Raw genomic sequence first — 26822 nt, 5'->3', positions numbered from 1 at the left:
ATAAATTCATGCACTTAAGGGTAAAATGGCTCCGACGGTAGGGATCGAACCTACGACCAATTGATTAACAGTCAACTGCTCTACCGCTGAGCTACGTCGGAACGGTTCGCACCCTATAGCAATGGCGTTTTGGCGCGTCCAGAGGGTTTGGGGCGAAAAATGAAGTTTTTCTGGGTCAGTCGGGTTCAAGCGCAAAGATGGCTTTGGCGTGGAGAGGGCCGTCTGCGCGCACGCGGGAATTTACTGTCAGATCAACCAGATGGGCGAGCACGTTTCGGGTGGCGGCACCCAGCAGGGCAGCGGGTGTTTCGGTGTAGATGCCGGCCGCGATTGTGCTGGCGGTAGCGGGGCCGTGGCGAAGCGCTGCGATGATGTCGGATTCGCGGCCTTTCCGGTGCTGGATCAACCAGTCGAGGCGTTGCGCGGGCGCGTCGATCGCACCGCCATGGCCGGGATAGAAGACCCGCCAATCGCGTTGGGCCAGTTTGGCACAGGAGGCCATGAAATCTGTCAGATCACCATCTGGCGGCGACACGAGGGAGGAGGCCCAGCCCATGACGTGGTCTGCAGTCAGACATGCGTCCCCCCAGGCAAGGCAAAGATGATTGCCGATGTGGCCCGGCGTATGCAAGGCTTCCAGCTGCCAGCCGTCACCATGGATCCATGCACCATCTGCGAGGGTTTGGTCCGGGGCAAAAGCCAGATCGATTCCTTCACCGCCGCCGATCTCTCCGTTCCGGCTTAATTCCTGCATCACAGCGGACCGTCCCGCCGTCGCATCGCCAAAGGCCAGTACAGGCGCGCCTGTGGCAGCGGCGAGGGGCCGGGAGAGGGGAGAATGGTCAACATGGCTGTGGGTCACAATGATATGCGAAATATGCTGGTCCGGGCCAACCGCGCCGAGGATAGCGTCGAGATGTGCGGCGCTTTCAGGACCGGGGTCTATGACGGCCAGACCTTTGGTGCCCAGCAGATAGGTGTTGGTCCCGCGATATGTCATCGGCGAGGGGTTCGGAGCCACGATCCGGCGCAGGCCAGGTTCCAGTTCTTGCGGCGTACCGATGGGGGGATCAAAGTCGTCTGGCGGCAGCATGGTTAGACCTTTCGCATGGGGCAGGGGCTGGCTAAGGTCTTACTCATGTCATTTCTCTGGCTCAAACACTATATGCCGCGCGGCATCTACGGGCGGGCCACGCTGATCCTGCTTCTGCCGGTGGTCTTTGTGCAACTGGTTGTCGTGGTGCTTTTTGCTCAGCGGCATTTCGAGGGGGTGACCCAGCAGATGACGGATGCGGCGGCGATGGAAATGGCGCTGGTGCAGGAGGTCGTTGCGGCCGCATCAAGCCGTGACGCTGTCCCGCGGGCTGTGGCGGATCAGCTGGGGGCGCTTGAATATACCGTCGTGCCGGTCACTCCATCGCAGGTGCCACGGACAAGCCGGATGGTCTGGTACGATTATTCAGGTCGCGTTGCGCGGGAACGGTTCATGCAACGGCTTGAGGGGTTCCGCGCCTTGGATCTGACGTCGGACATCGGGGTTCGGTTGTTTCTTGAAACGCAAAAAGGGCTATTCGAGCTTCGCTTTGACCGGGCGCGTATTTCGGCCAAGAATCCGCATCAGCTCTTTGTCTATACGATCTTTTTCGGGGTGGTCATGACGCTGATCGCTTCGATCTATTTGCGCAATCAGCTGCGCCCGATCACCCGTTTGGCGCGGGTGGCCGAAGCTTTCGGTCGGGGACGACATGAGCCCTATTCACCCGCAGGGGCCGCCGAGGTGCGCAGCGCGGGCAATGCTTTCATCGACATGCGCAACCGGATCGAGCGCCAGATCGAGCAGCGGACCTTGATGCTGTCCGGGGTCAGCCATGATCTGCGCACGCCGCTGACGCGCATGCGTCTGTCCTTGTCGATGCTAGACGAAGATGATGCAGAACCGCTGCGTCAGGACGTTGATGATATGCAGCGGATGCTGGATGAGTTTCTCGACTTTGCGAAAGGGGCGGCCGAGGGTGCGCCGGAGCCCGTCGATCCATTTGAAATGGTCTCCGATCTCGTGGAGCAGGCGCAGCGCGTCGGGCGCAACATAAAAATGCTGGACCGTGCTGGCGACGGTAGTGGCACGGTATTGCTGCGCATCACGGCCATCCGTCGGGCGGTAGACAATCTGATCTCGAACGCCGTGCGGTATGGTGCGCGGGCCGAGGTGGAGGTCATGCTCAGCGACAGAACGCTGCGCATTCGTGTGGAGGATGATGGTCCGGGCATTCCGGAGGATCGTCGTGTGGATGCGGCGCGGCCCTTTGTCCGGCTAGATCCGGCGCGAAACCAGGATATGGGCGGCGGGGTTGGACTGGGGCTGGCGATCGCCACAGACATAGCGCGCGCGCACGGCGGTGTTCTGCGTTTGGGCGAATCTACGCGGTTGGGGGGGCTGCGCGCTGACATTGTCATCGCGCGTTAGACCTTGTGCCCCTCCCTTTCCGTATCAGGCGGGTTGTACAACACCTGCCGGTTTCATCACGTTCTTGAGCAGACCGATACAATCCACCAACTGTTTTTTGATCTGTTCAAATTCGGTTGGTTTGCACAGGTACCCCGTTGCATTTTCGGCATAGGCCCGCGCGACATCATCCGGATGCTCGGAAGATGAATACATGAAGACCAGTGGCCAACTGGTCTCGCGGTTTTCCCGGACAGAACGCAAAACATGAAAACCGTTCTCTCCGGGCATGTTGATGTCCAGAAAAACAGCGTCAAAGTCGGTTTCGGAAAGGCATGTCAGTGCGGCCATCGCATCCGGTGCCTCTTCTAGTTCAACCTCGGTGATCTCGGCCTTGTCGAAGGCGCGACGCATGATCATGCGGTCAACGGTCGAATCATCTACGATCAAGATCTTTGAAGCGGCCATATCACGCCTCTCCATGTAGTGGTTTGAACGTGCAGTATGTGACGGCCAAGGGCCGCCTGTCGTGTTTTCGTACCCAATTCCTGTTTGTGATGTTCATATCTATCCCTTTAGCCACGCTATTCGCCCCGCGGCCAGCACTAGCCCTCAAAGATTAACAAGTTATGCAACAAAGAGAGAAAGGCGGGGGTATGGTAGGCCCGGCAGGACTTGAACCCGCAACCAAAGCGTTATGAGCGCTCTGCTCTAACCAGTTGAGCTACAGGCCCGCCACACAGGGTGATTATGGCGCTGGATCGCTGGCGTCAAGTGGCAGGCTATTTGAGGGATCTGTTCGTATTGGCGAGGGCGGGCCGTGTCTGAGGCGTCCCTTGGAAACCGGCGAGAGTTGAGGTACGGATGACCCTCGAACGACTGGTTGCGATCATAGTTCACCTGACCGCAATGCGCAGGGGCACATCGGTTTGCTGCCGTGGTCCGAACCGGTTCAAAGCACCGGTGCTTGCGAGGTCACGCTTGATCGGGTATCGCAGCGTCAAAGTCCAGCAATCGGAAAACACCATGACAAAAAACGGCATCACCTATGCGGACGCGGGCGTCGATATTGACGCGGGCAATGCGCTTGTAGAACGGATCAAGCCTGCGGCCAAGCGCACTGCACGGCCCGGAACCATGTCGGGGTTGGGCGGCTTTGGTGCGCTTTTTGATCTTAAGGCTGCTGGTTTTGTCGATCCGGTTCTGGTGGCGGCGACAGATGGCGTTGGCACCAAACTGCGGATCGCGATTGACACAGGCAACGTGGATGGCATCGGCATTGATCTGGTGGCGATGTGTGTGAACGACCTGATCTGCCAAGGGGCGGAGCCTTTGTTTTTCCTCGACTATTTTGCTACCGGCAAGCTGGAACTGGACCAGGCGACCCGTATCATAGAAGGCATCGCAGAAGGTTGTGCGCAATCGGGCTGCGCGTTGATCGGTGGTGAGACCGCCGAGATGCCGGGTATGTATGATGCAGGCGACTTTGACCTGGCCGGTTTTTCTGTGGGTGCCATGGAACGTGGCGCAACTTTGCCGCGTGACGTGGCACAGGGCGATGTGCTTTTGGGGATTGCCAGCAACGGTGTCCATTCCAACGGTTATTCGCTGGTGCGCAAGATTGTTGAGGTCAGCGGGTTGGGCTGGGATGCGGATTGCCCTTGGGACGAAGGCACCCTGGGCGCAGCTTTGCTGGCGCCCACGACGCTTTATGTCAAAGGCGCAGTGGCCGCCATTGCGGAGGAGGGTGCCGTGCATGCGCTGGCCCATATCACCGGTGGCGGACTGACAGAGAACCTGCCGCGCGTGCTGCCCGAAGGGTTGGGTGCCACCATAGATCTGCAAAGCTGGGAGCTGCCGCCGGTCTTTGGCTGGCTCGCGGCGCAAGGTGGTTTGGTCGAGGCCGAAATGCTCAAGACCTTCAACTGCGGCATCGGCATGGTTGCTGTGGTGCCTGCAGACAAGGCCGCAGTCGTCCGTGCATGCTTTGAAGGCGAAGGGCATGCCGTGGCAGAGATCGGCCGTATCACCGACGCGCCAGGTGTGCAGTATTCGGGCAGCCTGCTTTGACCAAACGAGTCGCGATTTTCCTGTCCGGGGGCGGCTCCAATATGCGCGCCTTGGTCGAGGACATGACGGGGGATCATCCTGCGCGACCTGTAGTGGTGCTGTCAAACAAGGCAGAGGCCGGGGGGATCGCATGGGCGCGGGAACAGGGCATTGCCACCGAAGTGGTGGATCACCGCCCGTTCAAGGGCGATCGACCTGCATTCGAGGCTGCTCTCTCGGACGCGCTGGCACCCCATGCGCCTGATATCATTTGCCTTGCAGGGTTCATGCGGCAGCTGACAGGCAGTTTTACCGACCAATGGGCCGGGCGCATGATCAATATCCACCCCTCATTACTGCCTAAGTACAAAGGCTTGCACACCCATGCGCGTGCATTGGACGAAGGGGATGCACTGCACGGCTGCACGGTTCATGAAGTGACCGCAGCGCTGGACGATGGCCCGATCCTCGGGCAGGCGCAGTTGACTGTCGACCCCGGTGACACGGCGGACACGCTTGCCGCACGCGTGCTCGAACTCGAACACCAGCTCTATCCCGCCTGTCTGCGTCGTTTCGCAGCCGGGGACCGCCGACCGCTGATGCTGCAAGGCTGACTGGTCAAAGGTCTTTGCCTGCTGTAGCTGTAATGTCCAAAGGGACCGCCCCGTCTGCACGAAGTGAGACCATGAAAACGATTACAACCACTGCCGACCTCGCCGAATTTTGCACCGAAGCCGCCAACCATCCTTATGTGACTGTAGACACAGAGTTTTTGCGCGAGCGGACTTATTATTCAAAGCTTTGCCTGGTGCAATTGGCCATGCCCGGCACCGATGACAGCAGTGGCGTTCTGGTTGATCCTCTGGCCGATGGTATCTCGCTGGAACCACTTTACGACCTCTTCCGCGATACGTCGGTGGTTAAGGTGTTCCATGCTGCACGTCAGGATCTCGAGATCTTCTTTGTCGATGCGCAGGTCTTTCCCGAGCCGCTGTTTGATACACAGGTCGCGGCGATGGTCTGCGGGTTTGGCGAACAGGTCGGCTATGAGACCCTGGTGCGCAAGATTTGCAATGCAGGTGTCGATAAATCCTCGCGGTTCACCGATTGGTCGCGCAGGCCGCTGTCGGATGCGCAGAAGAAATACGCGCTGGCCGATGTCACCTATCTGCGCCAGATTTACGAGTTTCTGGCCGAGAAATTGGAAGAAAGCGGGCGTGCGCGCTGGGTCAAGGAAGAGTTGACGATCCTGACGTCTCCCGACACTTATGTGACCCAGCCGCAGGATGCTTGGAAGCGGGTCAAGACGCGCACGAACTCGCCGAAGTTTCTGGGCATCGTGCGCGAGCTGGCAGCTTTCCGCGAGGCCTATGCCCAAGAGCGCAACGTACCGCGCAACCGTGTCTACAAAGATGATGCACTGGTTGAGCTTGCAAGCCTAAAGCCTTCGAATCACGAAGAATTGGGCCGTGCACGTTTGATCCTGCGCGAAGCGCGCAAAGGCGAGATTGCAGATGGGATTCTCAAGGCGATTGCAGCGGGGATTGCTTGCCCCTCCGCTGATTTGCCAAAACCCGACCGCAGCCGCGAAAAGCTTCAGGTCAATCCTGCGTTGGCCGATCTGCTGCGTGTGCTTCTGAAGGCCAAAACGGAAAAGGCCGGCGTCGCGGCCAAACTGATCGCGCCTGCCGCCGATCTTGATGGAATCGCCGCAGGCTTGCGCGATGTGCCTGCGCTGCAGGGCTGGCGGCACGAGGTCTTTGGTGTTGACGCGCTGCGGCTGTGCAAAGGTGAAATCGCCCTCACTGTCAAAGGCAATGATGTGATCGTAGTTGATGCCTGACCCTGTCAGAAACACGTACCAAATCGAACAAAAGGACCTTCCGATGACCGAGATCAAACGCCATCATACGAACCAGCGCATGAGCCAAATTGTGACCCACAACGGCACGATCTATCTGGCCGGGCAGGTGGGCACAGCAGGTGCCAGCGTGGCGCAGCAAACGCAGGATTGTCTGGACAAGATCAATGCACTTCTGGCCGAGGCCGGGTCAGACAAGACGTGTATTCTGCAAGCGGTGATCTGGCTGGCGGACATGGCCGATTTTGAAGAGATGAACGGTGTCTGGGATGCCTGGGTGGCTGAAGGCCATGCGCCCGCACGCGCCTGCGGTGAGGCTAAACTGGCCAGACCGGACCTGACTGTCGAGATTATTGTGACAGCAGCCGCTTAACGGCTCGCCCCTAACGCCGGGCCACCTGCGCGTTCAGCTGACCTTCGACACGGATCCGGCTGACCCCGCGCAATTGCTGGTCAGTGACCCGGCGCGCTGCAATGACTTCGCGGGTCGGGACCGTACCTACGGCTGTGGGGCCACTGGGCCGCACACCTTCCAACCGGTAGATCAGAACACCGTCTTCGGGCTCCTCCGCCTCATTGTTTGGCGTTAGCTGAACCTCGTAAATGCCCTGTCGCGCGGCAAGCCCCGTGGCGCGGATGATCGCGCCGCCGGGAATGCGCTCGATGGTCAGGTCGGTCACCTGCTCGAACGGGCGCCCGATATACACCGCTTCTTCCGCCCTGCGATTTGCAAAAAGCCCGCCACCCTGCGGGATCAGTGGATTGGTGGGCGCGGCCTGTGTCACCGGCACGGACCTGCTTTGCCCGAACCAGTTGAACGGGTTGACCCGGCTGTCGCGCACCGTGGCGCAGGCGCCGACCGCGAGGGTTGCCGCGAGAAGAAGGGGAAGTGTCTTGCGCATGGGGCCTGCCTTGGGAATTTCTGCTCGGGATTTGAGTAGCCTATTGTCGCGGACTTGGGAAGGGGCTGGACCTTTGGCAATGGCTCTCCTACCTCAGTGGCAACGCAGACAAAGGACCGCACCGCCATGGCCACGCCCGCATTTGAAGAGCTTGTTGAGGATTTCGAGTTTTTGGAGGACTGGGAGGACCGGTATCGCCATGTGATTGACCAAGGCAAGGCGATGGACGCGCTGGAAGAGGCGCTGCGCGTGCCTGCGACCAAGGTCGATGGCTGTGCGTCACAGGTCTGGCTGCATGCGCAGTTTGAGAAGGGTAAGCTGCATTTCGACGGGGCGAGTGATGCGATGATCGTCTCGGGCCTGATCGCGGTGTTGCGCACGCTTTACAACGGGTTGACCCCGGCCGAGGTGCTGGCCGTGGACGCCCGCGCCGAGATGGGGCGTCTGGGCTTGAATGATCACCTGTCGGCCCAACGCTCCAACGGATTGACCGCAATGATAGAGCGCGTGCGCGAAACCGCGGCGGCGGCGGTGGGGTGACGGGTCGCGTGACAGGTGAATGGCCGGTTTGAGCCCGAAGTCACCGTGTTTTCTGCATCGCGGCTAATGTCGCTATTATGTTTGTAGCAAAACCTTCAACAACACATCTGGTTTTGAAACGGGGTTTGTCGGGCATCCGGCGAAGTGTCATGCGGTCGTGCAAATATGATCTTTCTTGACGCGTTTGGTGAAACGCATTTTTTTATATATTGTCGCCGTTTCTTGTGTATTGTTAGAGCGTAATCATAAGGGATTGGTTTCTATGACTTTTTTAAAAAATGCATCAGTTGCATTATTTTTTGGTATTTCGACCCTGGCCTTCGCTCCAGTTGCGCAGGCGGATAAATCAAACAAAGTGAAGTTTAGAAAAAGTATTACGCTAAAAGTTGGTCAAGCCGCTATAGTGCATGGTGCCCGTGGAGAATGCGGTCAATTACCCAGCAAGGCTCATCTTGCGAAAAGTAAGAGAAATTTAGATCTAACATTAGAAACAGGCCATATCGCCTTTGGCAAACCAGGGGTGAGGAGAAGTAGTAGCTGCAAAGGTTGGACCCCAGTTTACGAGACAATATTTGTGGCAGATAGACCGGGGAAAGAAACCGTTAAAATTCACGGCGATTCTGTTCGTATTACAGTGAAATAAAAGCACTTTTTCCACATGTGCAGGCACCATGTCCATGTGAAAAACATTTTAATACGGCCGTTTGAAGAATGGTTCGCCAAACAGGCCATTGTCGCAGTCACAGTGAAGGTTTGGTAAGTCCGCGTTGCGGCCCTCCATTAAATTGCCAAAGCGCCCATCAAATAGACCCAAGAACAGTCCCTAAATCCCCGTACCCCGTAAACCGTCGCTCGAACGCCAATCCCAGCCGTGCGGCGCAAGCTTCGGCCTTAGCCGTCAGCGCTGGATCATCCGTCTGGGCCTGATAGATCAGCTTTTCATAGTTGCCGAAATACATATCACGTAGATCAGGATGGCGGTCTAATCCCATGGGTTTCCAGACGAATGCGTCGAACTGACGGACCAGAAAATCGGTGAGATAGAAGCTGGTGAACTCGTCCTCGGCTTTGGCGGCAAAGGCGGCGTTGCCTTCGAAGAAGCTGTAGCAATGCGGCCCGGCGATCATCTGGACGCCCATCTCGTCGCAGGCTGCCTGTAGCAATCCACCGGTGCCGCAGTCTGCATAGACGATGAAAATATCATCGTAGGCATCCTTGTCCTTGGCGACGGCGGCGCGGACTTCGGCGGTGATCTTTTCGGGGTAGAGATGCAGTTTGGCGGGCAGGCAGGTCAGGTCGAGATGCGTCCAGCGGTTCATCGCCTTGAGATCGAGGATCTCCCGCGCAAGTGCGCCGCAGGCGATCAGCAAAACCCGGCCCTTGCTTGCGGCCAGTGGCAGACCTTGTTCGGTCAAGGTGTTATCGCTGGGGATCACCGGCTTGAACGGTGCAAAACCACGGCGGCGATCAGCAGCGCGGGCAGGGCGAAGGCCATGAGGGTCGGGCCACCAAGAGAGATCAGCCAAACGGTTAGGCCACCGGCGAGGATCACAGCCAGAAGCAATGAGGCGAAGAAGGTTAGGGGCATGCGTTCTCCTTTCACCTCTAAGATAGGGGGCGGAGCGGATACAAAAAAGGCCCCGCCACATGGCAGAGCCTTCATGTCATGCAACACTGGGTATCTGCTCAGGCTGATTTAGCCGAGTTGTGCTTGCGGGACATCCATTCCTTCGCCGTCTCCACCGCCACAGCAGCATCGCGGCAATAGGCGTCGGCCCCGATGGCCTTGCCGAATTCCTCGTTCAACGGCGCACCGCCCACCAACACAATGAAATCATCGCGGATACCCTGTTCGACCATCGTGTCGATCACGACCTTCATATAGGGCATCGTGGTGGTCAGCAGGGCCGACATGCCAAGAATATCAGCTCCTTCAGCGTCCAGTGCCTCAAGGTATTTCTCAACCGGGTTGTTGATACCAAGGTCGACCACCTCAAAGCCTGCGCCTTCCATCATCATGCCGACAAGGTTCTTGCCGATGTCGTGGATGTCGCCCTTAACCGTGCCGATGACCATCTTGCCCACACGCGGTGCGCCGGTTTCTGCCAGAAGCGGCTTGAGGATGGCCATGCCGCCCTTCATCGCATTGGCGGCCAGCAGCACTTCGGGAACGAACAGGATACCGTCGCGGAAGTCAGCGCCAACGATTGTCATACCGCCCACAAGCGCCTTAGTCAGGATATCATAGGGTTCCCAGCCACGTTCCAGCAGGATATTAACACCCTCTTCGATCTCCTCTTTAAGGCCATCGTAGAGGTCGTCGAACATCTGTTGGACAAGCTCTTCGTCGTCGAGTTCGGACAGGATGATTTCGTCGTCATCGGACATGAGGTATTCCTTCTGCATGTGGCGCAGGTGTGTACGTTACATCTTTTTGTCACGAACCGCTTGGAATTGGTACGCAAATTGCGACATCGGCGGCCAATTGAGCGACGCATTTTTCTCTAGATGATTATGAATTACTTGCATGGACACGGGCTTCGTGCAGTTGGGGAATTGCGCTTGTTCGCTTTTTGTTCTATTTTTGTGTATGGACATCGAGAACCGGAATTACACCGTCAAGGGCCGTGCGGCTGGCAGCAACCATGCGGGCAGGTTCGAGCGACATGTGCGCGAGGCGGTCGATGACGGTTGGGCGCAGGAAACCGATCTACCGGTCTTGCGCACGGTCACGAGGCCAGAGGTGGCGCGCAGCCTGATCACCTATAACCGTTCGCCCGACATGCCCTTTGACCGTTCGATCAATCCTTACCGGGGGTGCGAACATGGCTGTGTCTATTGCTTTGCACGGCCCAGCCACGCCTATCTGGGTCTGTCACCGGGGCTGGATTTTGAGACGCAGTTGATCGCACGGCTCAATGCGCCCGAAGTGCTGCGCCGCGAGCTGGCGGCCAAGCGGTACCGCGTGGCCCCGATTGCCATTGGCACGAATACCGATCCCTATCAGCCTATTGAGCGGGATCACGAAATAATGCGGGCCTGTTTGCAGGTCTTGTCGGATGCGGGTCATCCGGTGGCAATTGTCACCAAAGGGACGCTGATTGAACGCGACATCGATATTCTGGGTCCGATGGCGCGGCGCGGATTGGTGCGGGTGGGTATCTCTGTCACGACATTGGATGCAAAGCTTAGTCGCTTGATGGAACCCCGTGCGCCTGCACCAAAGCGGCGGTTGCAGATGATCCGGCGTCTGGCCGAAGCGGGGATTCCGGTGCGCATCATGGCATCGCCTATGATCCCGGCGCTGACAGATCCCGAATTGGAAGCGATCCTGTCTTCTGGTCGCGATGCCGGTGCGCGGCACGCCAGCTGGATCATGCTGCGTCTGCCTGCCGAGGTGTCTCCGCTGGTGCAGGAGTGGCTGGCCGAGCATTATCCGGACCGTGCCGAACGCATCATGCAGCGTTTGCGCGAGATGCACGGAGGCAAGGAATATGACGCCACATGGCACCGCAGGATGCGCGGGGAGGGGCCTTACGCGGAGATGGTGGCAGGGCGGTTCAACCTGGCAATCAAGCGGTTGGGTCTGAAAACAAATGCGCCGCCCATGCGCTGTGATCTGTTTCGTCCGCCAGTCCTGCCGGGGGCGCAGATGTCTTTGTTTTAGAAGGTAGAAAGCAGCTTTCAGAGGGAGAGAAAGCAATGAATGCAGAATAAGCCGGCTTTCGGCGGCCACGCTTCTGCTCATGGGCAGGGTCGCTGCCAAGGTTGCCACTGGCCATTTAAAAACGAACAAATACCAGTGGAATGAGCCACAGCGCGCATCTGCTTGTTTTCATGGCGCTGTAATGTAATATTTTATCTAGTCTGTCCCTTACCGAAGCATCCTGAAAATGCCAATTGCCCCTTTGCATCCTAAGCAAGCAGAACGCCTGTCGGCCCTTTACGCTTATGAGATCCTCGAAACCGAGCGGGAGACTGAATTCGACGAAATCGTACAGCTGGCCGCTGCTGCCTGTGGCACCGCAATTTCCGTGATCAATTTCATTGATGCCGAACGACAGTGGTTCAAGGCTGAAACCGGCCTTGGCGTGCGCGAAACGCCTTTGGCGACTTCGCTTTGCTCGCATGTCATCCTCGAGGAGGAGTTTGTCGAAATACACGACACGCTGCTGGATACGAGAATGGCAGACAACCCTTTGTGTTGCGGCGATGAAGGACTGCGGTTTTACGCCGGTGCCCTTTTAAAGACTGCGGACGGGCTGCCTTTGGGAACGCTCTGCGTGCTTGATCATCAGCCGAAGACGTTGACACCCTTGCAACGCGACACGATCCGCGTGCTCGCCAGACAGGTTATGGCGCAGCTTGAGCTTCGAAAGACGTTGAAACACACCGAGATGTTGCGCAAGGAGGTGGATCACCGGGTGAAAAACTCGCTGCAGTCCTTGGGATCGCTTGTACGGCTTGCAGGGCGGAACGCAAAAGAGGAAGAAACCACCGAAGCGCTGGCGACGATCGGGTCGCGGATTGACGCCGTCGCCATGCTGCATCAGGAACTCTACCGGACCGATGCGGGGCGCATTATCGAGCTGGGCCGGTACGTCGAAAACCTGATGTCCTATTTCCGAAAGATCGCGCCGGAGAATGTGACCCTCAACTGCGAATTGATTGAAACGAAGGTGTCGTCGAATGAGGCCGTTGCTGTTGGCACGTTGATCAACGAATTTGTAGCGAACGCCATCAAACATGCTTTCCCCGATGATCGCACCGGGCAGATTGATGTGCTCGTGACCCGAAACGCGGATGACAATCGCATCCGCGTCAATTGCCGGGACAACGGCGTCGGATTGTCCGAGAATGCTACTCTGTCCACCGGGGGGCTGGGCATGCAGATCGCAGCGGTGATCTCGGCGGAGTTGAATGCCAAGCTTGATGTCGATACCAAATCGAACGGGTTGAACGTGACTTTCGAGTTCGAAAGCATGGCGTCAAAACCGGATGCATCATCCGCCTGACAATTCCGAAACGACTTGGGCACCTTTACGCTTGGCCAATGAGGTGCGTAGCGAACCTCCGCTGTGCGTTCATACCGCTTGTCTCCCTTCTGGGTGGAAGATGCCCCATTTCAGGTTTTGCTCTCGACCTGCGACCCTGAGCACTAAAAACGTCAGACCCAGCAGCATCACTTCGGCCAAGGGACCGGCTAACCAGATGCCAATCTCTCCCAACCAGACCGGCAATAGGAACGTCAGCGGGATCGCAAAGGCATATGGTTTTGTGAGCCCGAGGAGAGCCGCCTTCCCCGCAGCGCCGATTGCCTGAAAGTAGCTCGCCATCATCATCAGCGGCCCCATCATAAAGAAGACGCTTGTCATGATGGGAAGGATACGAGCGACCTCGTCGATGACTGCGATATCATCCACAAATGCACCGGCGATCCGGCTTGGCATGCTCAGCACGATCGCCTGTACCAAGGCGCAATAGACAAAGGCGATCCAAAGCGCGATGCGCAGGCTGGCGTCCGACCTGTTCCAAAGGGCTGCACCGTAGTTGTTGCCTGTGATCGTCTGCATGGCAAAGGACAGGCCCAGGAGCGGCAGAAAGGCAAATGTGATGACCCGCGTGATGATGCCGTATGCCGTGATGGTATCGGCATAGCCCGGTCGGCCAACCCACTGCAGCGCCGTGATGATCGCCGCTGATCCAAGGGCCAATCCGATAAAGTTCAGGCTTTGTGGTGCGCCCAGCGCGAGGATCCGTCCCCATTTGCTGCGCAGGGAATGGGACAGGAGGGTCGCGGGGTGCAGTGACGTTTCACCAAACAAGCGGAACGCAAGAATGATCCCGAAGGCAAGCGCCTGTGCTGCGGCTGTCCCATAGGCGGACCCGGCGACGCCCATGTCCAAGAGTGCAATGAGCAGGTAATTGAACCCGATGTTCGCAATCGACACCAGCAGGCTCATCGCGGCCATAAAGCCTACGCGCCCTTCGTTGCGCAGGGCGTCAGAATTGACTGACAATACGAACAACAGCGGTGAGAAAAATACCGTGATCCGTAGATAGATCAGTCCCATCTCGGCCAAAGCTTCGGACCCGCCAGCGGCAAGCAATGCAACGGGTTGGCCCAATAGAACGAACAAGACGATCAGGACCGCGCCCAATGCAACGGCTAGCCCGTGTGCACCTGCAAACGTCGCACGCGCGCTGTCCACGTCGCCCGCACCAAGGGACCGGGCCAGAAGGCTCGACATGCCGTTGGCTACAAGCGTGGAAAGCGCCACGATCAGCATGTAGATCGGGAACATGAGGGTGACCGCAGCTAGCGCATCAGGGCCAACGTAGATGCCCAGAAATAGCGCATCTGCAACGGATAGCAACCCGTTCATGCCCATCACGAAAATGATCGGCAGCGCGGTCTTGAGGTAGATGGTGCCAAGCGGCCCATCGGTGAATGTATTTGTGGGGGTATCAGTCATATCCCGTATCTCTCTTGCCTGATCGCGCAGTTCGAGATGGGGCCCGCGTTACCATCCGCGCGATATGCGGAAAGAGGTAGGTAGAGATATCTTCGTAGATCTTAACCAAGACAAATGTCAGCGGGAGGCGGGCGTCTACAGCCTTCGAACTGGCTAGTCCGAAAAGTTTATGCGGTCAAGTCGGCAATAGTCCCCGATCTTGTGGGTGCTGACCCTCATGTTGCCGCAAAAGCGCGGTAAAGCGATAAGCCGCGGTTTTCCTTCCGCTGATCCAGTAGGCGGCTTTCTTACCCGCGGCGGCGTCCGCGACGCGGGGCTCGAACGGGGCCTTCGCCATCTGTGCCATCGCTGGCAGACGAAAAATCGCCCAGCGCGGCTTTGATCTCGTCCAGCTCGGGCGGTGCACCTTTCGGCCGGCTGTCGAGTGCTTCGCGCATGGCTTCAAGATGGTTGGGCATTGTACCGCAACAACCTCCGATGATCGTGGCACCGCAATTGCGCGCCATCACCGCATACTCCGCCATCAGTTCGGGCGTCCCGTCATAGTGGATGTGGCCTTCGACGTATTTCGGGATGCCGGCATTGCCCTTGGCGATAATGGGGCGCGTGCTGCCTTTGCCCGCAAATCCCAGTACCGTGCGTAACAGGTCCGACGCGCCGGTGCCGCAGTTGGCCCCGTAGGCCAAGGGCGCATTGTCCAGCCCTTCGACCATATCGACCATCCCTTCAGATGTCAGACCCATCATCGTGCGGCCCGCAGTGTCGAAACTCATTGTGCCGCACCAGGGCAGACCGGCCAGTGCAAAGCCTTCGGCGGCGGCTTTGTATTCCTCGGGGGCGCTGATCGTCTCCAGCCAGCCGATATCGGCACCACCCGCTTTCAGCCCATCCGCAGTTTCGTGAAACATCTCGACGGCGGTGGCGTGGCTCAGGGTGCCAACAGGCTCCATAATCTCTCCGGTCGGGCCGACAGAGCCTGCGACGATCACGGGACGGCCCGCGGTATCGGCGACTTCGCGTGCAATCTCGGCGGCGACGCGGCTCAGTTCATTGGCGCGGTTGGCAGCATTGTGCAGCTTCAGGCGCGAGGCATTGGCCCCGAAACTGTTGGTCAGAAAAATGTCGCTGCCTGCGTTCACGGCCCCTTTGTACAGGGTGACGATCTTTTGCGGCTCATCCGTGTTCCAGAACTCCGGTGGCTCGCCTGACATCAGCCCCATGTTGAACAGATTGGTACCTGTCGCGCCATCGGCCAGAAGAAAGCCCTTTTCGGCCAGAAGATCGGTGAATGGATTGCTCATGAGATGCGCCTGTCGGTTAAGGTCGATTTTCTCCTTCCATGCTCAGGCGGGCAAAGCAATGTCATATTCTTCATCTTGTTTATGAACTCCGCGTGTGTGGCGAACAGGCCCGCTGATCGGCAGGCGTTTGGCAAGGGGCGGCGGATGGTGCACTTCACTTGCAATATCGGCGAGCGCAATGGCCAGTCCTAGGGGGGTGGGGGCAGCGGCATAGCGGGGCAGGAGGCCGGGCCCGAAGCTTGATTTGAACTGCCGCAAGCCGGGGTTGTGAAACGGGCGGCTGAGCCTGCCGAAGCGGCCGATCCAGTCTGGAAAGTACGGTAGGGCAGCGAGGCTGAGATGCGTCGCCCCCTCTGCCTGCGCCGCCATGATCGCGCTGTGGATCAGCAAATGCATGGTGCCATCAGGCAGATCCGGCAGGTGGCGTACCAGATCAAGACAGGGCCTGTTCGCATGCCGGTGAAGGCTGACATAGCCAACGAGCACATCTGCACGGTAAGCCAGATACACGTCTTGTGTGGCCAGATAGTCCGGGCAGAACCGACCCATGGTACCGCCCCGCGCTCTGCCGTGGGCAGCTTGCCAAGCGGCGTCGATGGCGGTCATTTCATCCAAAGGCAGGTATTGAGGGCGATGGACGGTTATACCCGCCTTTTCCGCTTTACGCAGTTTGCGCCGTAAGCCGGAAAACGCGGGCTGGGAAACATTATACGCCGACAGATCGACGATACAGTCCTGCGCGATCCGCATCACGGCCCAGCCTCGCATGCGGGCGGCCAGGGCTTGTCGTGCCCCGCACTTGTAAAGACAAGCCGTACGGACGCGGCTGTGGGCTTGCGCTTTAAGCTCGGTCAGGGCGGGCACTGCGCCACCTGTCACCGGATCAAACAGCAGCACCGAGGTTTGTCTTGTGTTCCACAGTGCAAAGTTGCCTGCCTCGTGAGTGTGCACATGCCCATTGTTTTGTGCCAGAATGCCCAGCTCGGCAGTCAGGGGAAAGTCCGGCGTGGGATCGTTGGTCGAAACAGGCTGCTGCGCGGGCTTGCGGGCGGTGAACGCCAGTGCGACAGCCAGCAGTGCCGGGACCGCGTAGTAGAGCGTGCGAAAGACCACGATGCCGGTGATCAGGTCGGCTGCGGGCACCTGTGGCAGCAAGCCGATCAACGTCAACTCAAACGGGCCAACACCGCCCGGCGCACCCGAGAGCATGGCGGCACCCAAGGCCAGTAAGAAGACCGGTAGGAACGACGCCAGATGGAGTTCGGGCGTCGGGATCAGCACAAAAAGCGCCAGTGCCGCTGCCATGACGTCCAGTGTCGTCCATCCAAGGATCGCGCAAACCGCGCGAAGGCTGGGGAGCGGAGCGCGGTTTCGCATCACGGTGCAGACCGGGGCAAAGCTGAGGATGAGAAAAGCCAATGGAAGGACAACGAGGAACACAAGCGCGGGCAGGGTGGTCCAGTCGGGGGCAGGCAGTATCAGGCAGGCAAGGGCGGTCAGAACTCCAAGGGCGGTGAGGAAGGTAAGCGAGACAAAGACCGACATGCGCATGGCACCTGCCAACCCCAAAGCGGGCACCATCCGCCAACGTACCGCCGCGCCGGTTACGATGCCGAACCCAACGGTCTGGGCAATCGCAATGGCTGCGAAACCGCTGGTGCGGGCCAGCTTGGAATTGGTGCCGGTTTGAAAGTGACGATGCGCCAACCCGTCATAGGCGGCGACGGCCCAAAGGCTGACTGCGCAAAACGCGGTGGCCAGCACCAAGAGCGGTACAGGCAAGGAGCGGATCGAGGCGGGGAGTGTTGCGACCACCCCGGCGTCCAGAACGCCACCCAGGACCCAAAGGCTAATGCCCATAATCAAGAAGGGCAGGCTCGCCCGTCCCCACGCTGTCCACGACAGCGCGTTCAATACCTGCTTCATGCCCGACCTTCCCCAATCTTGCGCCCCGGACACACAGGTGATGCAAGAACCACTGCAAATCGTTAACGCAGCTGCCTGCGAACGACAAATGCGCCTCTCTTCTGACAGAAAGGCGCATCAAATTTTACGGTGTTTGCAGGAAAGGGAGTTAGGCCGATTCTTCCATGATCTGCGCTTTGGCCTGTGCCATCAGCGCGACCATCTGGCTGCGGATCGTGGCCTCGTCCGCCTTGCCGCCCAGATCGCCCGCCACCTTGCGGTACACATCCTCGTCCCCGGCTTCTTCAAAATCGGACTTCACAACCTCTTTGGCATAGTCAGCGGCATCATCGCCCGTTTTGCCCATCAGATCAGCGGCCCATAGTCCCAAAAGCTTGTTGCGCCGCGCCTCGGCTTTGAATTGCATTTCCGCGTCATGGGCAAATTTGTTCTCGAATGCGTTCTCGCGGTCTTTCATCGTGCTCATGGCTTGTCCTTCTGGTTGTGATTACTGTGGTGTATTAAATGTATACACGCCCACGCCCAAACAAGATGTGGCGCCACGCTTGCAGCATGCATGACCATAGACTAAGAGACCGTCAACCGGCTTGCGGAGCCCGCCCGAGCCCTCATTCTGAAAGGAAGCCAATGGCACGGCGCAAGAAAATCTACGAAGGCAAGGCAAAGATCCTCTATGAAGGCCCCGAACCGGGCACGATAGTGCAATACTTCAAGGATGATGCAACCGCCTTTAACGCCGAGAAAAAGGACGTGATCGAAGGCAAAGGTGTGCTGAACAACCGTCTGTCCGAGTATTTTATGAGCGGGCTGAATCAGATCGGCGTACCGACGCATTTCATCAAACGTCTGAACATGCGCGAACAGCTGGTGCGCCAGGTCGAGATTGTCCCGTTGGAAGTGATCGTGCGCAATTATGCGGCGGGCACCATGTCCAAACGGCTCGGGATCGAGGAAGGCACACAGCTGCCGCGCCCGATTGTCGAATATTGCTACAAGGACGACAGCCTTGGTGACCCGCTGGTCACCGAAGAGCATATCGCCGCCTTTGGTTGGGCCAGCCAGCAGGACATGGATGATATCCTGAGCCTTGCACTGCGGGTGAATGATTTCTTGTCGGGCGTGATGATGGCCGTCGGAATTAAACTGGTCGACTTCAAGATCGAAGTGGGCCGTGTCTATGACGGAGATTTCATGCGCCTGATCATCGCGGACGAGATCAGCCCCGACAGCTGCCGTTTGTGGGACATCGAAACGGGCCAGAAGCTCGACAAGGATGTGTTCCGCCGCGATCTGGGCTCGCTGACGGACGCCTATACCGAAGTGGCCAAGCGGCTGGGCGTGATGCCCAAGACCTCGACGCCGATAACCAAACCGACCTTGATCAACTGACGCCTGCCACTTGGGCGGGGCACCAACACGGGGAAATCTACCATGAAAGCACGGGTTCACGTGATGCTCAAAAACGGAGTCCTCGACCCCCAGGGCGAGGCGGTGCGCCACGCGCTGGGCGCGCTTGGGTTTGAAGGCGTCAACGGCGTCCGGCAGGGCAAGGTGATCGAACTTGATCTGGCCGAGGACGCAACGGAAGACGATGTGACCGCCATGTGCGAAAAGCTGTTGGCGAACACGGTGATCGAATCCTATTCGGTGGAAATGGCCTGATGCGTGCAGCTGTCATCGTCTTTCCCGGGTCCAATTGTGACCGCGATCTTGCTGTCGCCTTCAAGGCGGCGGGCATGCAGGTCGATATGGTATGGCACAAGGACAGCGAATTGCCGCAAGGCGTTGATATCGTTGGGGTGCCGGGCGGGTTTTCCTATGGCGATTACCTGCGCTGCGGGGCCATCGCTGCACAATCGCCCATCGTTCAATCGGTCAAGGCCCATGCGGATCGGGGCGGCTATGTCCTGGGCATCTGCAACGGGTTTCAGGTACTGACCGAGACGGGCATCCTGCCCGGAGCGCTGCTGCGTAATGCGGGCCTGAAATACATCTGCAAGACTGTCGGCCTGCGGGTCGAGACATCGAACAGTGCTTTTACCGAAGGCTACAACGCGGGCGATGTGATTGATATTCCGATTGCGCACCATGACGGCAACTACTTTGCAGATGACGCGACGCTGGCCCGGTTGAAGGACGAGGATCGCATCGCCTTTACCTACACCGAGAACCCGAACGGGGCGCAGTATGACATTGCAGGCATCCTGTCTGACAACCGCCGTGTGTTGGGCATGATGCCGCATCCCGAACGCGCAGCGGATGCAGGGCATGGCGGCACGGACGGGGTGGCGCTCTTCCGCGCATTGGCGGCGGCGCTGACAACCGCGTGACTTGAGTGCGCTGCCCGCGACCGCTAGAGTCGCGCGTATGACACAGACCGGCGACCTTCCTTCGGGGCTGAACAACTCCTGGCGTCTGCGCCTTGCCGTGGGGGTGTTGATGCTGGTCGCCGTGGTGGTGATTTCGGTCACCAACAAGCTGCTGACGGACCGTTTCACAGAAAGCACCCGCAACCGCGCCGAACTGCGGATCGCGCTGTACAGCGGCAACCTGCTCTCCGAATTGCGCCAAAACGCCATTGTGCCGCAGCTCTTGGCCCGCGATCCAACGCTGATCTCGGCGCTGGGGTCGGCTGATTATACCCTTTCCACACAGCGGTTGATTTCTTTTGTCGAGGAAATCGGCGCGGCCTCGCTGATGTTGTTTGATACCGATGGGCGCACGGTTGCGGCCACCGACCGCAACAGGCTTGGGTCCTCCCACCGGTCGGCAGCCTATTTCGTCGATGCTATCCGCGCCAATGCCACGATTTTCAGTACGATCAAACTGGATGGCTCCGGCTATAAATTCACCTATTCGCGCCGCATCGTGAGCGGGGGTGATACGCTTGGTGTGATTGCCGTCGAAGTAGACCTGCAAAAGTTTGAACGGGCTTGGGCCGGTATTTCGGACGCGGTGATTGTCACGGACAGCACTGGTGAGATCATTCTGGCCACCTCGCCACGCTGGCGGGGTCTGACCGAAGTCGAAGCTCTGGCCAATGTCCCGCCGCAAAACGCCATTGAACGCGCGATCAAGGCGACAGCCGATTGGACCGCGCTGCCACCCGATGCCTATCTGCAAGGTGAGGCTGTCATGCGCTTGGAAAGTCGGATCCCTTTCCGGGGCTGGCGGATGACGAGTTTCACCACCTACGAATCCGTGCGCGAAAGGGTGAACGGGGTGCTGGCGCTGGAAGTGATGGGTTTTGCGATTCTGCTGGCCCTGACATTCTATTTTCTCAGCCGCCGCACAGCGGGCAGGCTGGCGATCTTCCAGCGGGAGTCGGCCAAACTTCGCGCATTGAACCAGGCTTTGCAGCGGGAAATCGCTGAACGCAAGCGCGTGCAAGAGACGCTGGCCGTGGCGGAACAGACGCTGGAGCAATCCAGCAAACTGGCCGCTTTGGGCGAGATGTCCGCGGCCGTCAGTCACGAGTTGAACCAACCTTTGGCAGCGATGAAAACCTATCTGGCCGGCGCGCGATTGCTCTTGCGTCGCAACCGCCCTGACGAGGCGCTCTCCTCCTTTGGCCGTATTGACGACCTGATTGAGCGGATGGGCGCGATCACACGCCAGCTCAAGTCCTATGCCCGCAAGGGGCAAGAGGCGTTTTCCCCTGTAGATATGGGCGCAGCCCTGGCCTCCAGCCTGTCGATGATGGAACCGCAGCTGCGCCAGCGGCAGGTCCAGATTGCACGGATCCTGCCGGATGAGCCTGTGATCGTTATGGGCGACCGGATGCGCATCGAACAAGTGATGGTCAATCTCTTGCGCAATGCCCTCGATGCCACCAAATCGACACGGAACCCAACGGTCGAGATCATTCTGACCGCCGGAGAGATTGCCTCGCTTACTGTGCGCGACAATGGCCCCGGCATCGAAGACCTCGATGCGCTGTTCGAGCCGTTCTACACCACCAAGCAGCCCGGTGACGGGGTGGGCTTGGGGCTTGCCATCTCTTCGGGGATCGTAAACGACCTTGGCGGACGGCTGACGGCCCGCAACGGACAGGCGGGTGGCGCGGTATTTGAAATGCAATTGCCTCTCTTGGGCGAACAGAACACGATTGAAGCAGCGGAGTAGACCTCAATGGCTCAGGCAATGAAGATCGCGATTGTCGACGACGAACAGGACATGCGTCAGTCGATCAGCCAATGGCTGGCCCTCTCGGGGTATGACACCGAAACATTCGGCTCGGCCGAGGACGCGTTGAAAACACTGGGGCCCGACTATCCGGGCATCGTGATTTCCGACATCAAGATGCCGGGCATGGACGGGATGCAATTCCTGAAAAAACTGATGGGCAATGACAGCGCCCTGCCAGTGATCATGATCACCGGTCACGGCGATGTGCCGATGGCGGTTGAGGCTATGCGCGTCGGTGCCTTTGATTTTCTGGAAAAGCCGTTCAACCCCGACCGGATGAGCGAGCTGGCGAAAAAGGCCACCAATGCCCGCCGTCTGGTGATGGACAACCGCGCCCTGCGTCGCGAGTTGAGCGATGGCGGCCAGCTGATGAAAAAGTTGATCGGGCAATCGCCGGTGATGGAGCGGTTGCGCGAGGATATCCTCGATCTGGGGCAGGCGGACGGTCATGTGCTGATCGACGGGGAAACCGGCACCGGCAAGACATTGGTCGCCCATGCGCTGCACGCCGTGGGCAGCCGTGCGGGCAAGAAATTTGTGTTGGTCTCCTGTGGGGCGTTCGAGGAAGACGCGCTGAGCAAGCGTTTGTTCGGCCCGATGCAGCCAGAAGATGCGCAGTTGCCCGCAATCGAAGAGGCCCGTGGCGGGACCTTGGTGCTGGAAGATGTCGAAGCGTTGTCAGAGACGCTGCAAGCACGTCTCTTGAGCGTGATTAACGAGCAGGGCACGCCGGCAGAAACGCGGATTGTCGCGATTTCGAACCTGCAGGAAGCGGGTCGCACGTCGGAGGATGCGCTGCGGTCCGATCTCTTCTACCGGTTGGCTGCGTTGCGCATTACCGTGCCGCCGCTGCGCCAGCGCGGTGAGGATATTCTGACGCTGTTCACGCGTTTGTCGGATCAATTCGCCGAAGAATACGGCTGCGAGGCACCGCAGGTCAGCGCACAGGAAGCCGCGCAATTGTTGCAGGCCCCGTGGCCCGGCAATGTGCGTCAGTTGATCAATGTCGCTGAACGCGCCGTGCTGCAATCGCGGCGCGGTTCGGGCACCATCGCGTCTTTGTTGATGTCTGATCACGAAGAGATGCAGCCAGTGATGACGACCGAAGGCAAGCCTTTGAAGGAATATGTCGAGGCATTCGAACGGATGCTGATCGACAACACCATGCGCCGTCACAAAGGCTCGATTGCCAGCGTCATGGACGAGCTATGCCTGCCGCGCCGGACGTTGAACGAAAAGATGGCGAAGTACGGGCTTCATCGGTCCGATTATCTTTAACGACTGTTGAGGGTGTAGTTGTTGCGAATGACCGCGCAAGAATGCCTCGTAACAAACCATTCTAGAAAGATCGGCGACGGGCACCTCCCGTCGCTGTAGACCGGAGACTAGCCGTTGCGGCGCTGCACGATCTCGGTCGCCTTGCCATTGGCATCAGTGACACAGGTCCAGCGGCTGGGTTTCGCCCCTGGCACATCGACGATAAACCGGTTCAGTTCGACCACTGGGATGGTGGTGTTGATCGCCACACCGCTGGCACCGGTTTCGCCCGCCACTGCTGCGATACAGCTTTTCTGACCGCGCAGATCGGCCAGAGCGACCGGATCATTGGCGAGGGCCAACTCGTCACAGGCGGCAAGGGCCAACACGGAAAAAGCAAGGGCGGCGCGCAGTGTGTGGTTCATATGTGGTCCTTTGGGTCTTGATCCGGGGCTGGTCGCGCCGGTGCATACGATACGTTTAATTTGCGCCAGATGAGCCTGAAGTGATCGATTTTGTCAAGTAAAGCAGCAGATGTAACGGTTTTGCGGCAGTCTACTCAGATTGACCATTGTCTTTGGCAGTCCAAAGCCCTTATCTAGGTTGTACGGATGATGCCGCGCTTTGGCGTAAAAGGCGCATCTGTTGACAGTTTCGCTGCCGGTGGCCGCCCCTTCGATGGGCACGCAGGCAGACCGATTGGGCCGGAAACGGCCAGAGAACCGCTGACACCTGACAGGGTAAGCCCCTGAAAAGGATGCAGTATATAATGGATGCGGCATGCCGATGGCATGGTCCGTGTCGGAGAAGAACCGCGATGACGCGCGCAGACGTATTGAGCAGAAAACGGCAGGCCCTTCCGGGCCACGATCTGCTACAAGCTGTTTTTGCGCCGTCACCCATCGCCCTGACAAGTCACACCGCAACGTCGCTCGCCCCACCGGGGCGCAGGCTGGCGCATGCGCTGTGCATAGTGGAATTATGCCTAAGAAAATGCTTATCGATGCCACCCACGCGGAAGAAACCCGCGTTGTGGTGGTTGACGGAAACAAGGTCGAGGAATTCGATTTTGAATCAGAGAACAAACGCCAGCTAGCTGGCAACATATACCTCGCCAAAGTGACGCGCGTAGAGCCGTCCTTGCAGGCGGCCTTTGTGGACTATGGCGGCAACCGCCACGGTTTCCTCGCTTTCTCGGAAATTCATCCTGATTATTACCAGATCCCCGTGGCCGACCGTCAGGCGCTGCTGGAAGAAGAACGCGCCTATGCCGAACAGCAGGCCAAGGACGATGAAGAGCCCAAGCCCAAGAAACGCTCGCGTTCGCGCAGCCGTGCCAAGCCCAAGGCAGAGGATGCCGTGTCGGATGACGCCAAGACCTCCACTGACATCGAAGGCATGGAAACCGTTGATCTGGGCGATGACGACGAAGTTGAAGTCCGCGATGACGAGGCATCCTCTCCGATGGAGCGGGTGCCGGAATCACCGGTCGAGACTCCCCAGTCCGGTGAAGACGATGACGGCGACGAGAACGATGACGACAGCGACAAGAAGGGGTCCGATGCGACCTCGAAAGACGAGAGCATCGAATCCGTAGCGGATGAGGACGACAGCGAAGACATCCGCCCGGTGCGCAAGCCCCGGCCCAAGCGGTACAAGATTCAAGAAGTCATCAAGGTCCGCCAGATCCTGCTGGTGCAGGTCGTCAAGGAAGAGCGCGGCAACAAGGGTGCCGCACTGACCACCTATCTGTCACTGGCCGGTCGCTACTGCGTCCTGATGCCCAACACGGCGCGTGGCGGTGGCATTAGCCGCAAGATCACCAATGCCGCCGATCGCAAGAAGCTCAAGGAAATCGCGAACGAGATCACCGTGCCCCGTGGGGCGGGCCTGATCGTACGCACCGCCGGGGCCAAGCGCACCCGTGCCGAGATCAAGCGCGACTATGAGTACCTTCAGCGCCTGTGGGAGCAGATTCGAGAGCTGACGTTGAAGTCGATCGCACCCGCGAAAATCTACGAAGAAGGCGATTTGATCAAACGCTCGATCCGCGACCTTTATAACCGCGAGATTGACGAAGTGTTTGTCGAAGGCGAGCGCGGCTACCGCATCGCCAAGGACTTCATGAAAATGATCATGCCGTCCCACGCCAAAAACGTGAAACGCTATGAAGAAGGCCTGCCGCTCTTTGCGCGCTATCAGGTCGAAGGTTATCTGGCGGGCATGTTTAATCCAACGGTGCAGCTGCCGTCGGGTGGCTACATCGTGATCGGTGTGACCGAAGCACTGGTCGCCATCGACGTGAACTCGGGCCGGGCGACCAAGGAAGGCAGCATCGAGCAGACGGCGACCAAGACCAACCTCGAGGCCGCCGCCGAAGTGGCACGCCAGTTGCGCCTGCGCGACCTTGCGGGTCTGATTGTGATTGACTTCATCGACATGGATGAGCGGCGCAACAACACCGCCGTCGAAAAGATGATGAAGGACAAGCTCAAGACCGACCGCGCGCGCATCCAGGTAGGCCGCATCTCGGGCTTTGGTTTGATGGAAATGTCACGCCAGCGTCTGCGTCCCGGCATGATCGAGGCGACAACGCAGCCCTGTCATGCTTGCCACGGTACGGGTCTTATCCGGTCCGATGACAGTCTTGCGCTGTCGATCATCCGCCAGATGGAAGAAGAAGGCACCCGCCGCCGTACCCGCGAGGTGTTGATCAAGGCACCTGTGGGCATCGCCAACTTCCTGATGAATTCCAAACGCGAGCACGTGGCCCAGATCGAGGCACGCTACGGCATGGCCGTGCGCATCGAAGGGGATCCGCATCTGGTTAGCCCGGATTTCTCGATGGAGAAGTTCAAGACGGCCACCCGCAACGTTCCTGTGGCAGGCGATCATGTGGTGTCGGTAGACACCTCGCTGATGGACAAGATCGACGAGGATGATGCCCAGGCCGCCGCCGCTGCCGAAGCTGCAGAGAATGCAGCAGAAGAGGCGGAGACTGCCAAAAACAATGACAACGGGCAGCGCGACAACAACCGGTCGGACAATCACGATGACGGGGATGGCGAGGGCAAGCCCAAGCGCCGCCGTCGTCGGCGTCGCAGCCGTGGGGGCCGTGGCCGCAACGGCAATGGCGATAACGGGGACGATAACCAGAACAACGAAAACCGGTCTTCGGAAGCTCAGAACGGTGATGACACTTCTGATGCAGAGAAAGAACCGGTAGACGCCAAGTCTGGTGAGGGCGCAAAGGACGAAGACGCGCCGAAGAAGCCGACAACCCGCAGCCGTAGCCGCTCGAGCACGTCGAAGTCGAAAGCAAAAGTCGAGGCGGAAACATCCGTTGATGCAGATGCCAAGACGGCAGAGCCTGTGACCGAAGCGGTTGAGGAGGAGGCACCCAAAGCCAAACCCAAGACTACGCGCTCACGCTCGACCAAGGCGAAAAAGGCAGAAGAGGCCAAAGCTGATGATGCGCCGGCGGATGCCGCGCCGCAGGCGGAGGAAGCCAAGGCCGAGAAGCCTAAAACCACCCGCAGTCGGGCCAAGCCAAAGCCGAAGGCGGAGACGGCTGAGGGTGAGGTTGCCGCAGAGGAAAAGCCGAAAGCGAAGCCCAAGCCCAAGACCACACGCAAGCCAAAAGCCGCGCCCAAGGCTGAGGCTGAAGCACCTGCACCTATTGCAGAGGCCCCGGCCGCTGAGGCAGCAACGCAGGTGCCCACACCGGCACCAGCCGCCGCATCAGAAGAGCCTGCACCGGTCAAAACCGAAGACGTGGTGAAGGAAGAAGTGGCCAAGAAGCCCAAGAAAAAGGGCTGGTGGTCTTTGGGCCGCTAAGGTTCAGGATCGGTCAGGTATCAAAGGCAGGCCCTTCGGGGT

Annotated in this window: 26 protein-coding genes and 2 tRNA genes; 15 read left to right on the top strand and 13 right to left on the bottom strand. The window is 58.9% G+C overall.

Annotated features, from left to right (window positions below):
• Window positions 1-26 precede the first annotated feature (26 nt).
• Window positions 27-101: transfer RNA gene (locus Z945_RS0116095), tRNA-Asn, on the bottom strand.
• 74 nt (window positions 102-175) lie between these two features.
• Complete coding sequence (locus Z945_RS0116090) at window positions 176-1093, bottom strand: MBL fold metallo-hydrolase (protein WP_025053126.1); 918 nt, start codon at window positions 1091-1093, stop codon at window positions 176-178.
• A 45-nt stretch (window positions 1094-1138) separates the two neighbouring features.
• Between Z945_RS0116090 and Z945_RS0116085 the strand changes: the two genes are divergently transcribed.
• Window positions 1139-2464, top strand: a complete 1326-nt coding sequence (locus Z945_RS0116085) for an ATP-binding protein (RefSeq protein ID WP_025053125.1) — start codon at window positions 1139-1141, stop codon at window positions 2462-2464.
• A gap of 24 nt (window positions 2465-2488) precedes the next feature.
• Here Z945_RS0116085 and Z945_RS0116080 read toward each other — a convergent pair whose 3' ends face one another.
• Window positions 2489-2911 (bottom strand): response regulator, encoded by a 423-nt coding sequence (locus Z945_RS0116080; RefSeq protein ID WP_025053124.1) that lies wholly within the window; start codon window positions 2909-2911, stop codon window positions 2489-2491.
• Between the two features lie 189 nt (window positions 2912-3100).
• Window positions 3101-3177 (bottom strand) — tRNA-Ile (locus Z945_RS0116075).
• Window positions 3178-3469: 292 nt separating this feature from the next.
• On the opposite strand from Z945_RS0116075, the gene purM reads away from it, so the two are divergent.
• The 4 genes from purM to Z945_RS0116055 all read left to right on the top strand — a co-directional run bounded on the left by purM (window position 3470) and on the right by Z945_RS0116055 (window position 6726).
• The gene (gene purM / locus Z945_RS0116070; RefSeq protein ID WP_037971410.1) at window positions 3470-4513 is read left to right on the top strand and encodes a phosphoribosylformylglycinamidine cyclo-ligase; all 1044 of its coding nucleotides are present in this window, start codon (window positions 3470-3472) and stop codon (window positions 4511-4513) included.
• Complete coding sequence (gene purN, locus Z945_RS0116065; protein WP_025053122.1) at window positions 4510-5106, top strand: phosphoribosylglycinamide formyltransferase; 597 nt, start codon at window positions 4510-4512, stop codon at window positions 5104-5106. The genes purM and purN overlap by 4 nt, the downstream gene beginning before the upstream one ends.
• A gap of 71 nt (window positions 5107-5177) precedes the next feature.
• Complete coding sequence (gene rnd / locus Z945_RS0116060) at window positions 5178-6335, top strand: ribonuclease D (protein WP_025053121.1); 1158 nt, start codon at window positions 5178-5180, stop codon at window positions 6333-6335.
• 43 nt (window positions 6336-6378) lie between these two features.
• The gene (locus Z945_RS0116055; RefSeq protein ID WP_025053120.1) at window positions 6379-6726 is read left to right on the top strand and encodes a RidA family protein; all 348 of its coding nucleotides are present in this window, start codon (window positions 6379-6381) and stop codon (window positions 6724-6726) included.
• Window positions 6727-6736: 10 nt separating this feature from the next.
• On the opposite strand, the gene Z945_RS0116050 is transcribed toward Z945_RS0116055, so the two are convergent.
• A complete protein-coding gene (locus Z945_RS0116050) occupies window positions 6737-7255 on the bottom strand; it encodes a hypothetical protein (RefSeq protein ID WP_025053119.1) in 519 nt (172 codons plus the stop codon).
• A 126-nt stretch (window positions 7256-7381) separates the two neighbouring features.
• On the opposite strand from Z945_RS0116050, the gene Z945_RS0116045 reads away from it, so the two are divergent.
• Entirely contained in the window at window positions 7382-7795 is a 414-nt protein-coding gene (locus Z945_RS0116045; RefSeq protein WP_025053118.1) for a SufE family protein, read from the top strand.
• 187 nt (window positions 7796-7982) lie between these two features.
• A complete protein-coding gene (locus Z945_RS20535; RefSeq protein ID WP_152541140.1) occupies window positions 7983-8438 on the top strand; it encodes a hypothetical protein in 456 nt (151 codons plus the stop codon).
• A gap of 157 nt (window positions 8439-8595) precedes the next feature.
• Here Z945_RS20535 and Z945_RS0116040 read toward each other — a convergent pair whose 3' ends face one another.
• The 3 genes from Z945_RS0116040 to Z945_RS0116030 form a co-directional block, all read right to left on the bottom strand.
• Window positions 8596-9231, bottom strand: coding sequence for a DUF1638 domain-containing protein (locus Z945_RS0116040; protein WP_025053117.1), 636 nt, complete (start codon window positions 9229-9231; stop codon window positions 8596-8598).
• The gene (locus Z945_RS20720) at window positions 9228-9383 is read right to left on the bottom strand and encodes a hypothetical protein (protein WP_169736952.1); all 156 of its coding nucleotides are present in this window, start codon (window positions 9381-9383) and stop codon (window positions 9228-9230) included. Before Z945_RS20720 ends, Z945_RS0116040 begins: the two co-directional genes overlap by 4 nt.
• 98 nt (window positions 9384-9481) lie before the next feature.
• A complete protein-coding gene (locus Z945_RS0116030) occupies window positions 9482-10183 on the bottom strand; it encodes a corrinoid protein (protein ID WP_025053116.1) in 702 nt (233 codons plus the stop codon).
• A gap of 202 nt (window positions 10184-10385) precedes the next feature.
• Between Z945_RS0116030 and Z945_RS0116025 the strand changes: the two genes are divergently transcribed.
• Together Z945_RS0116025 and Z945_RS0116020 are read left to right on the top strand one after the other, a co-directional pair.
• A complete protein-coding gene (locus Z945_RS0116025; RefSeq protein ID WP_025053115.1) occupies window positions 10386-11462 on the top strand; it encodes a PA0069 family radical SAM protein in 1077 nt (358 codons plus the stop codon).
• A 226-nt stretch (window positions 11463-11688) separates the two neighbouring features.
• A complete protein-coding gene (locus tag Z945_RS0116020; protein WP_037971112.1) occupies window positions 11689-12810 on the top strand; it encodes a sensor histidine kinase in 1122 nt (373 codons plus the stop codon).
• Between the two features lie 69 nt (window positions 12811-12879).
• Here the strand turns inward: Z945_RS0116020 and Z945_RS0116015 are convergent, their stop codons facing one another.
• The 4 genes from Z945_RS0116015 to Z945_RS0116000 all read right to left on the bottom strand — a co-directional run bounded on the left by Z945_RS0116015 (window position 12880) and on the right by Z945_RS0116000 (window position 17964).
• Entirely contained in the window at window positions 12880-14271 is a 1392-nt protein-coding gene (locus Z945_RS0116015) for an MATE family efflux transporter (protein ID WP_025053113.1), read from the bottom strand.
• Window positions 14272-14558: 287 nt separating this feature from the next.
• Window positions 14559-15572 (bottom strand): betaine--homocysteine S-methyltransferase, encoded by a 1014-nt coding sequence (bmt, locus tag Z945_RS0116010; protein ID WP_025053112.1) that lies wholly within the window; start codon window positions 15570-15572, stop codon window positions 14559-14561.
• Window positions 15573-15614: 42 nt separating this feature from the next.
• Window positions 15615-17498, bottom strand: coding sequence for a phosphatidylglycerol lysyltransferase domain-containing protein (locus tag Z945_RS0116005; RefSeq protein WP_025053111.1), 1884 nt, complete (start codon window positions 17496-17498; stop codon window positions 15615-15617).
• A 148-nt stretch (window positions 17499-17646) separates the two neighbouring features.
• Entirely contained in the window at window positions 17647-17964 is a 318-nt protein-coding gene (locus tag Z945_RS0116000) for a DUF1476 domain-containing protein (RefSeq protein ID WP_025053110.1), read from the bottom strand.
• Window positions 17965-18125: 161 nt separating this feature from the next.
• On the opposite strand from Z945_RS0116000, the gene purC reads away from it, so the two are divergent.
• Genes purC through Z945_RS0115975 form a run of 5 tightly spaced genes read left to right on the top strand, consistent with a single transcriptional unit; the run spans window position 18126 to window position 22964 of the window.
• Window positions 18126-18887 (top strand): phosphoribosylaminoimidazolesuccinocarboxamide synthase, encoded by a 762-nt coding sequence (purC, locus tag Z945_RS0115995; RefSeq protein ID WP_025053109.1) that lies wholly within the window; start codon window positions 18126-18128, stop codon window positions 18885-18887.
• Between the two features lie 42 nt (window positions 18888-18929).
• Window positions 18930-19160: a phosphoribosylformylglycinamidine synthase subunit PurS gene (gene purS / locus Z945_RS0115990; protein WP_025053108.1), complete on the top strand. Its 231-nt coding sequence runs from the start codon at window positions 18930-18932 to the stop codon at window positions 19158-19160.
• The gene (gene purQ, locus Z945_RS0115985) at window positions 19160-19828 is read left to right on the top strand and encodes a phosphoribosylformylglycinamidine synthase subunit PurQ (protein WP_025053107.1); all 669 of its coding nucleotides are present in this window, start codon (window positions 19160-19162) and stop codon (window positions 19826-19828) included. Before purS ends, purQ begins: the two co-directional genes overlap by 1 nt.
• 37 nt (window positions 19829-19865) lie before the next feature.
• Window positions 19866-21623, top strand: a complete 1758-nt coding sequence (locus Z945_RS0115980; RefSeq protein WP_025053106.1) for a sensor histidine kinase — start codon at window positions 19866-19868, stop codon at window positions 21621-21623.
• A gap of 6 nt (window positions 21624-21629) precedes the next feature.
• Window positions 21630-22964 (top strand): sigma-54-dependent transcriptional regulator, encoded by a 1335-nt coding sequence (locus Z945_RS0115975; protein ID WP_025053105.1) that lies wholly within the window; start codon window positions 21630-21632, stop codon window positions 22962-22964.
• A gap of 107 nt (window positions 22965-23071) precedes the next feature.
• Here the strand turns inward: Z945_RS0115975 and Z945_RS0115970 are convergent, their stop codons facing one another.
• A complete protein-coding gene (locus Z945_RS0115970; RefSeq protein WP_025053104.1) occupies window positions 23072-23368 on the bottom strand; it encodes a hypothetical protein in 297 nt (98 codons plus the stop codon).
• 556 nt (window positions 23369-23924) lie between these two features.
• Between Z945_RS0115970 and Z945_RS0115965 the strand changes: the two genes are divergently transcribed.
• Entirely contained in the window at window positions 23925-26780 is a 2856-nt protein-coding gene (locus Z945_RS0115965; RefSeq protein ID WP_025053103.1) for an Rne/Rng family ribonuclease, read from the top strand.
• Window positions 26781-26822 lie beyond the last annotated feature (42 nt).

The organism is Sulfitobacter noctilucae, from assembly GCF_000622365.1.
Taxonomy (GTDB): domain Bacteria; phylum Pseudomonadota; class Alphaproteobacteria; order Rhodobacterales; family Rhodobacteraceae; genus Sulfitobacter; species Sulfitobacter noctilucae.
The sequence above is the reverse complement of the archived record's forward strand: the minus strand, read 5'-3'. Positions and strand labels throughout refer to the sequence as shown.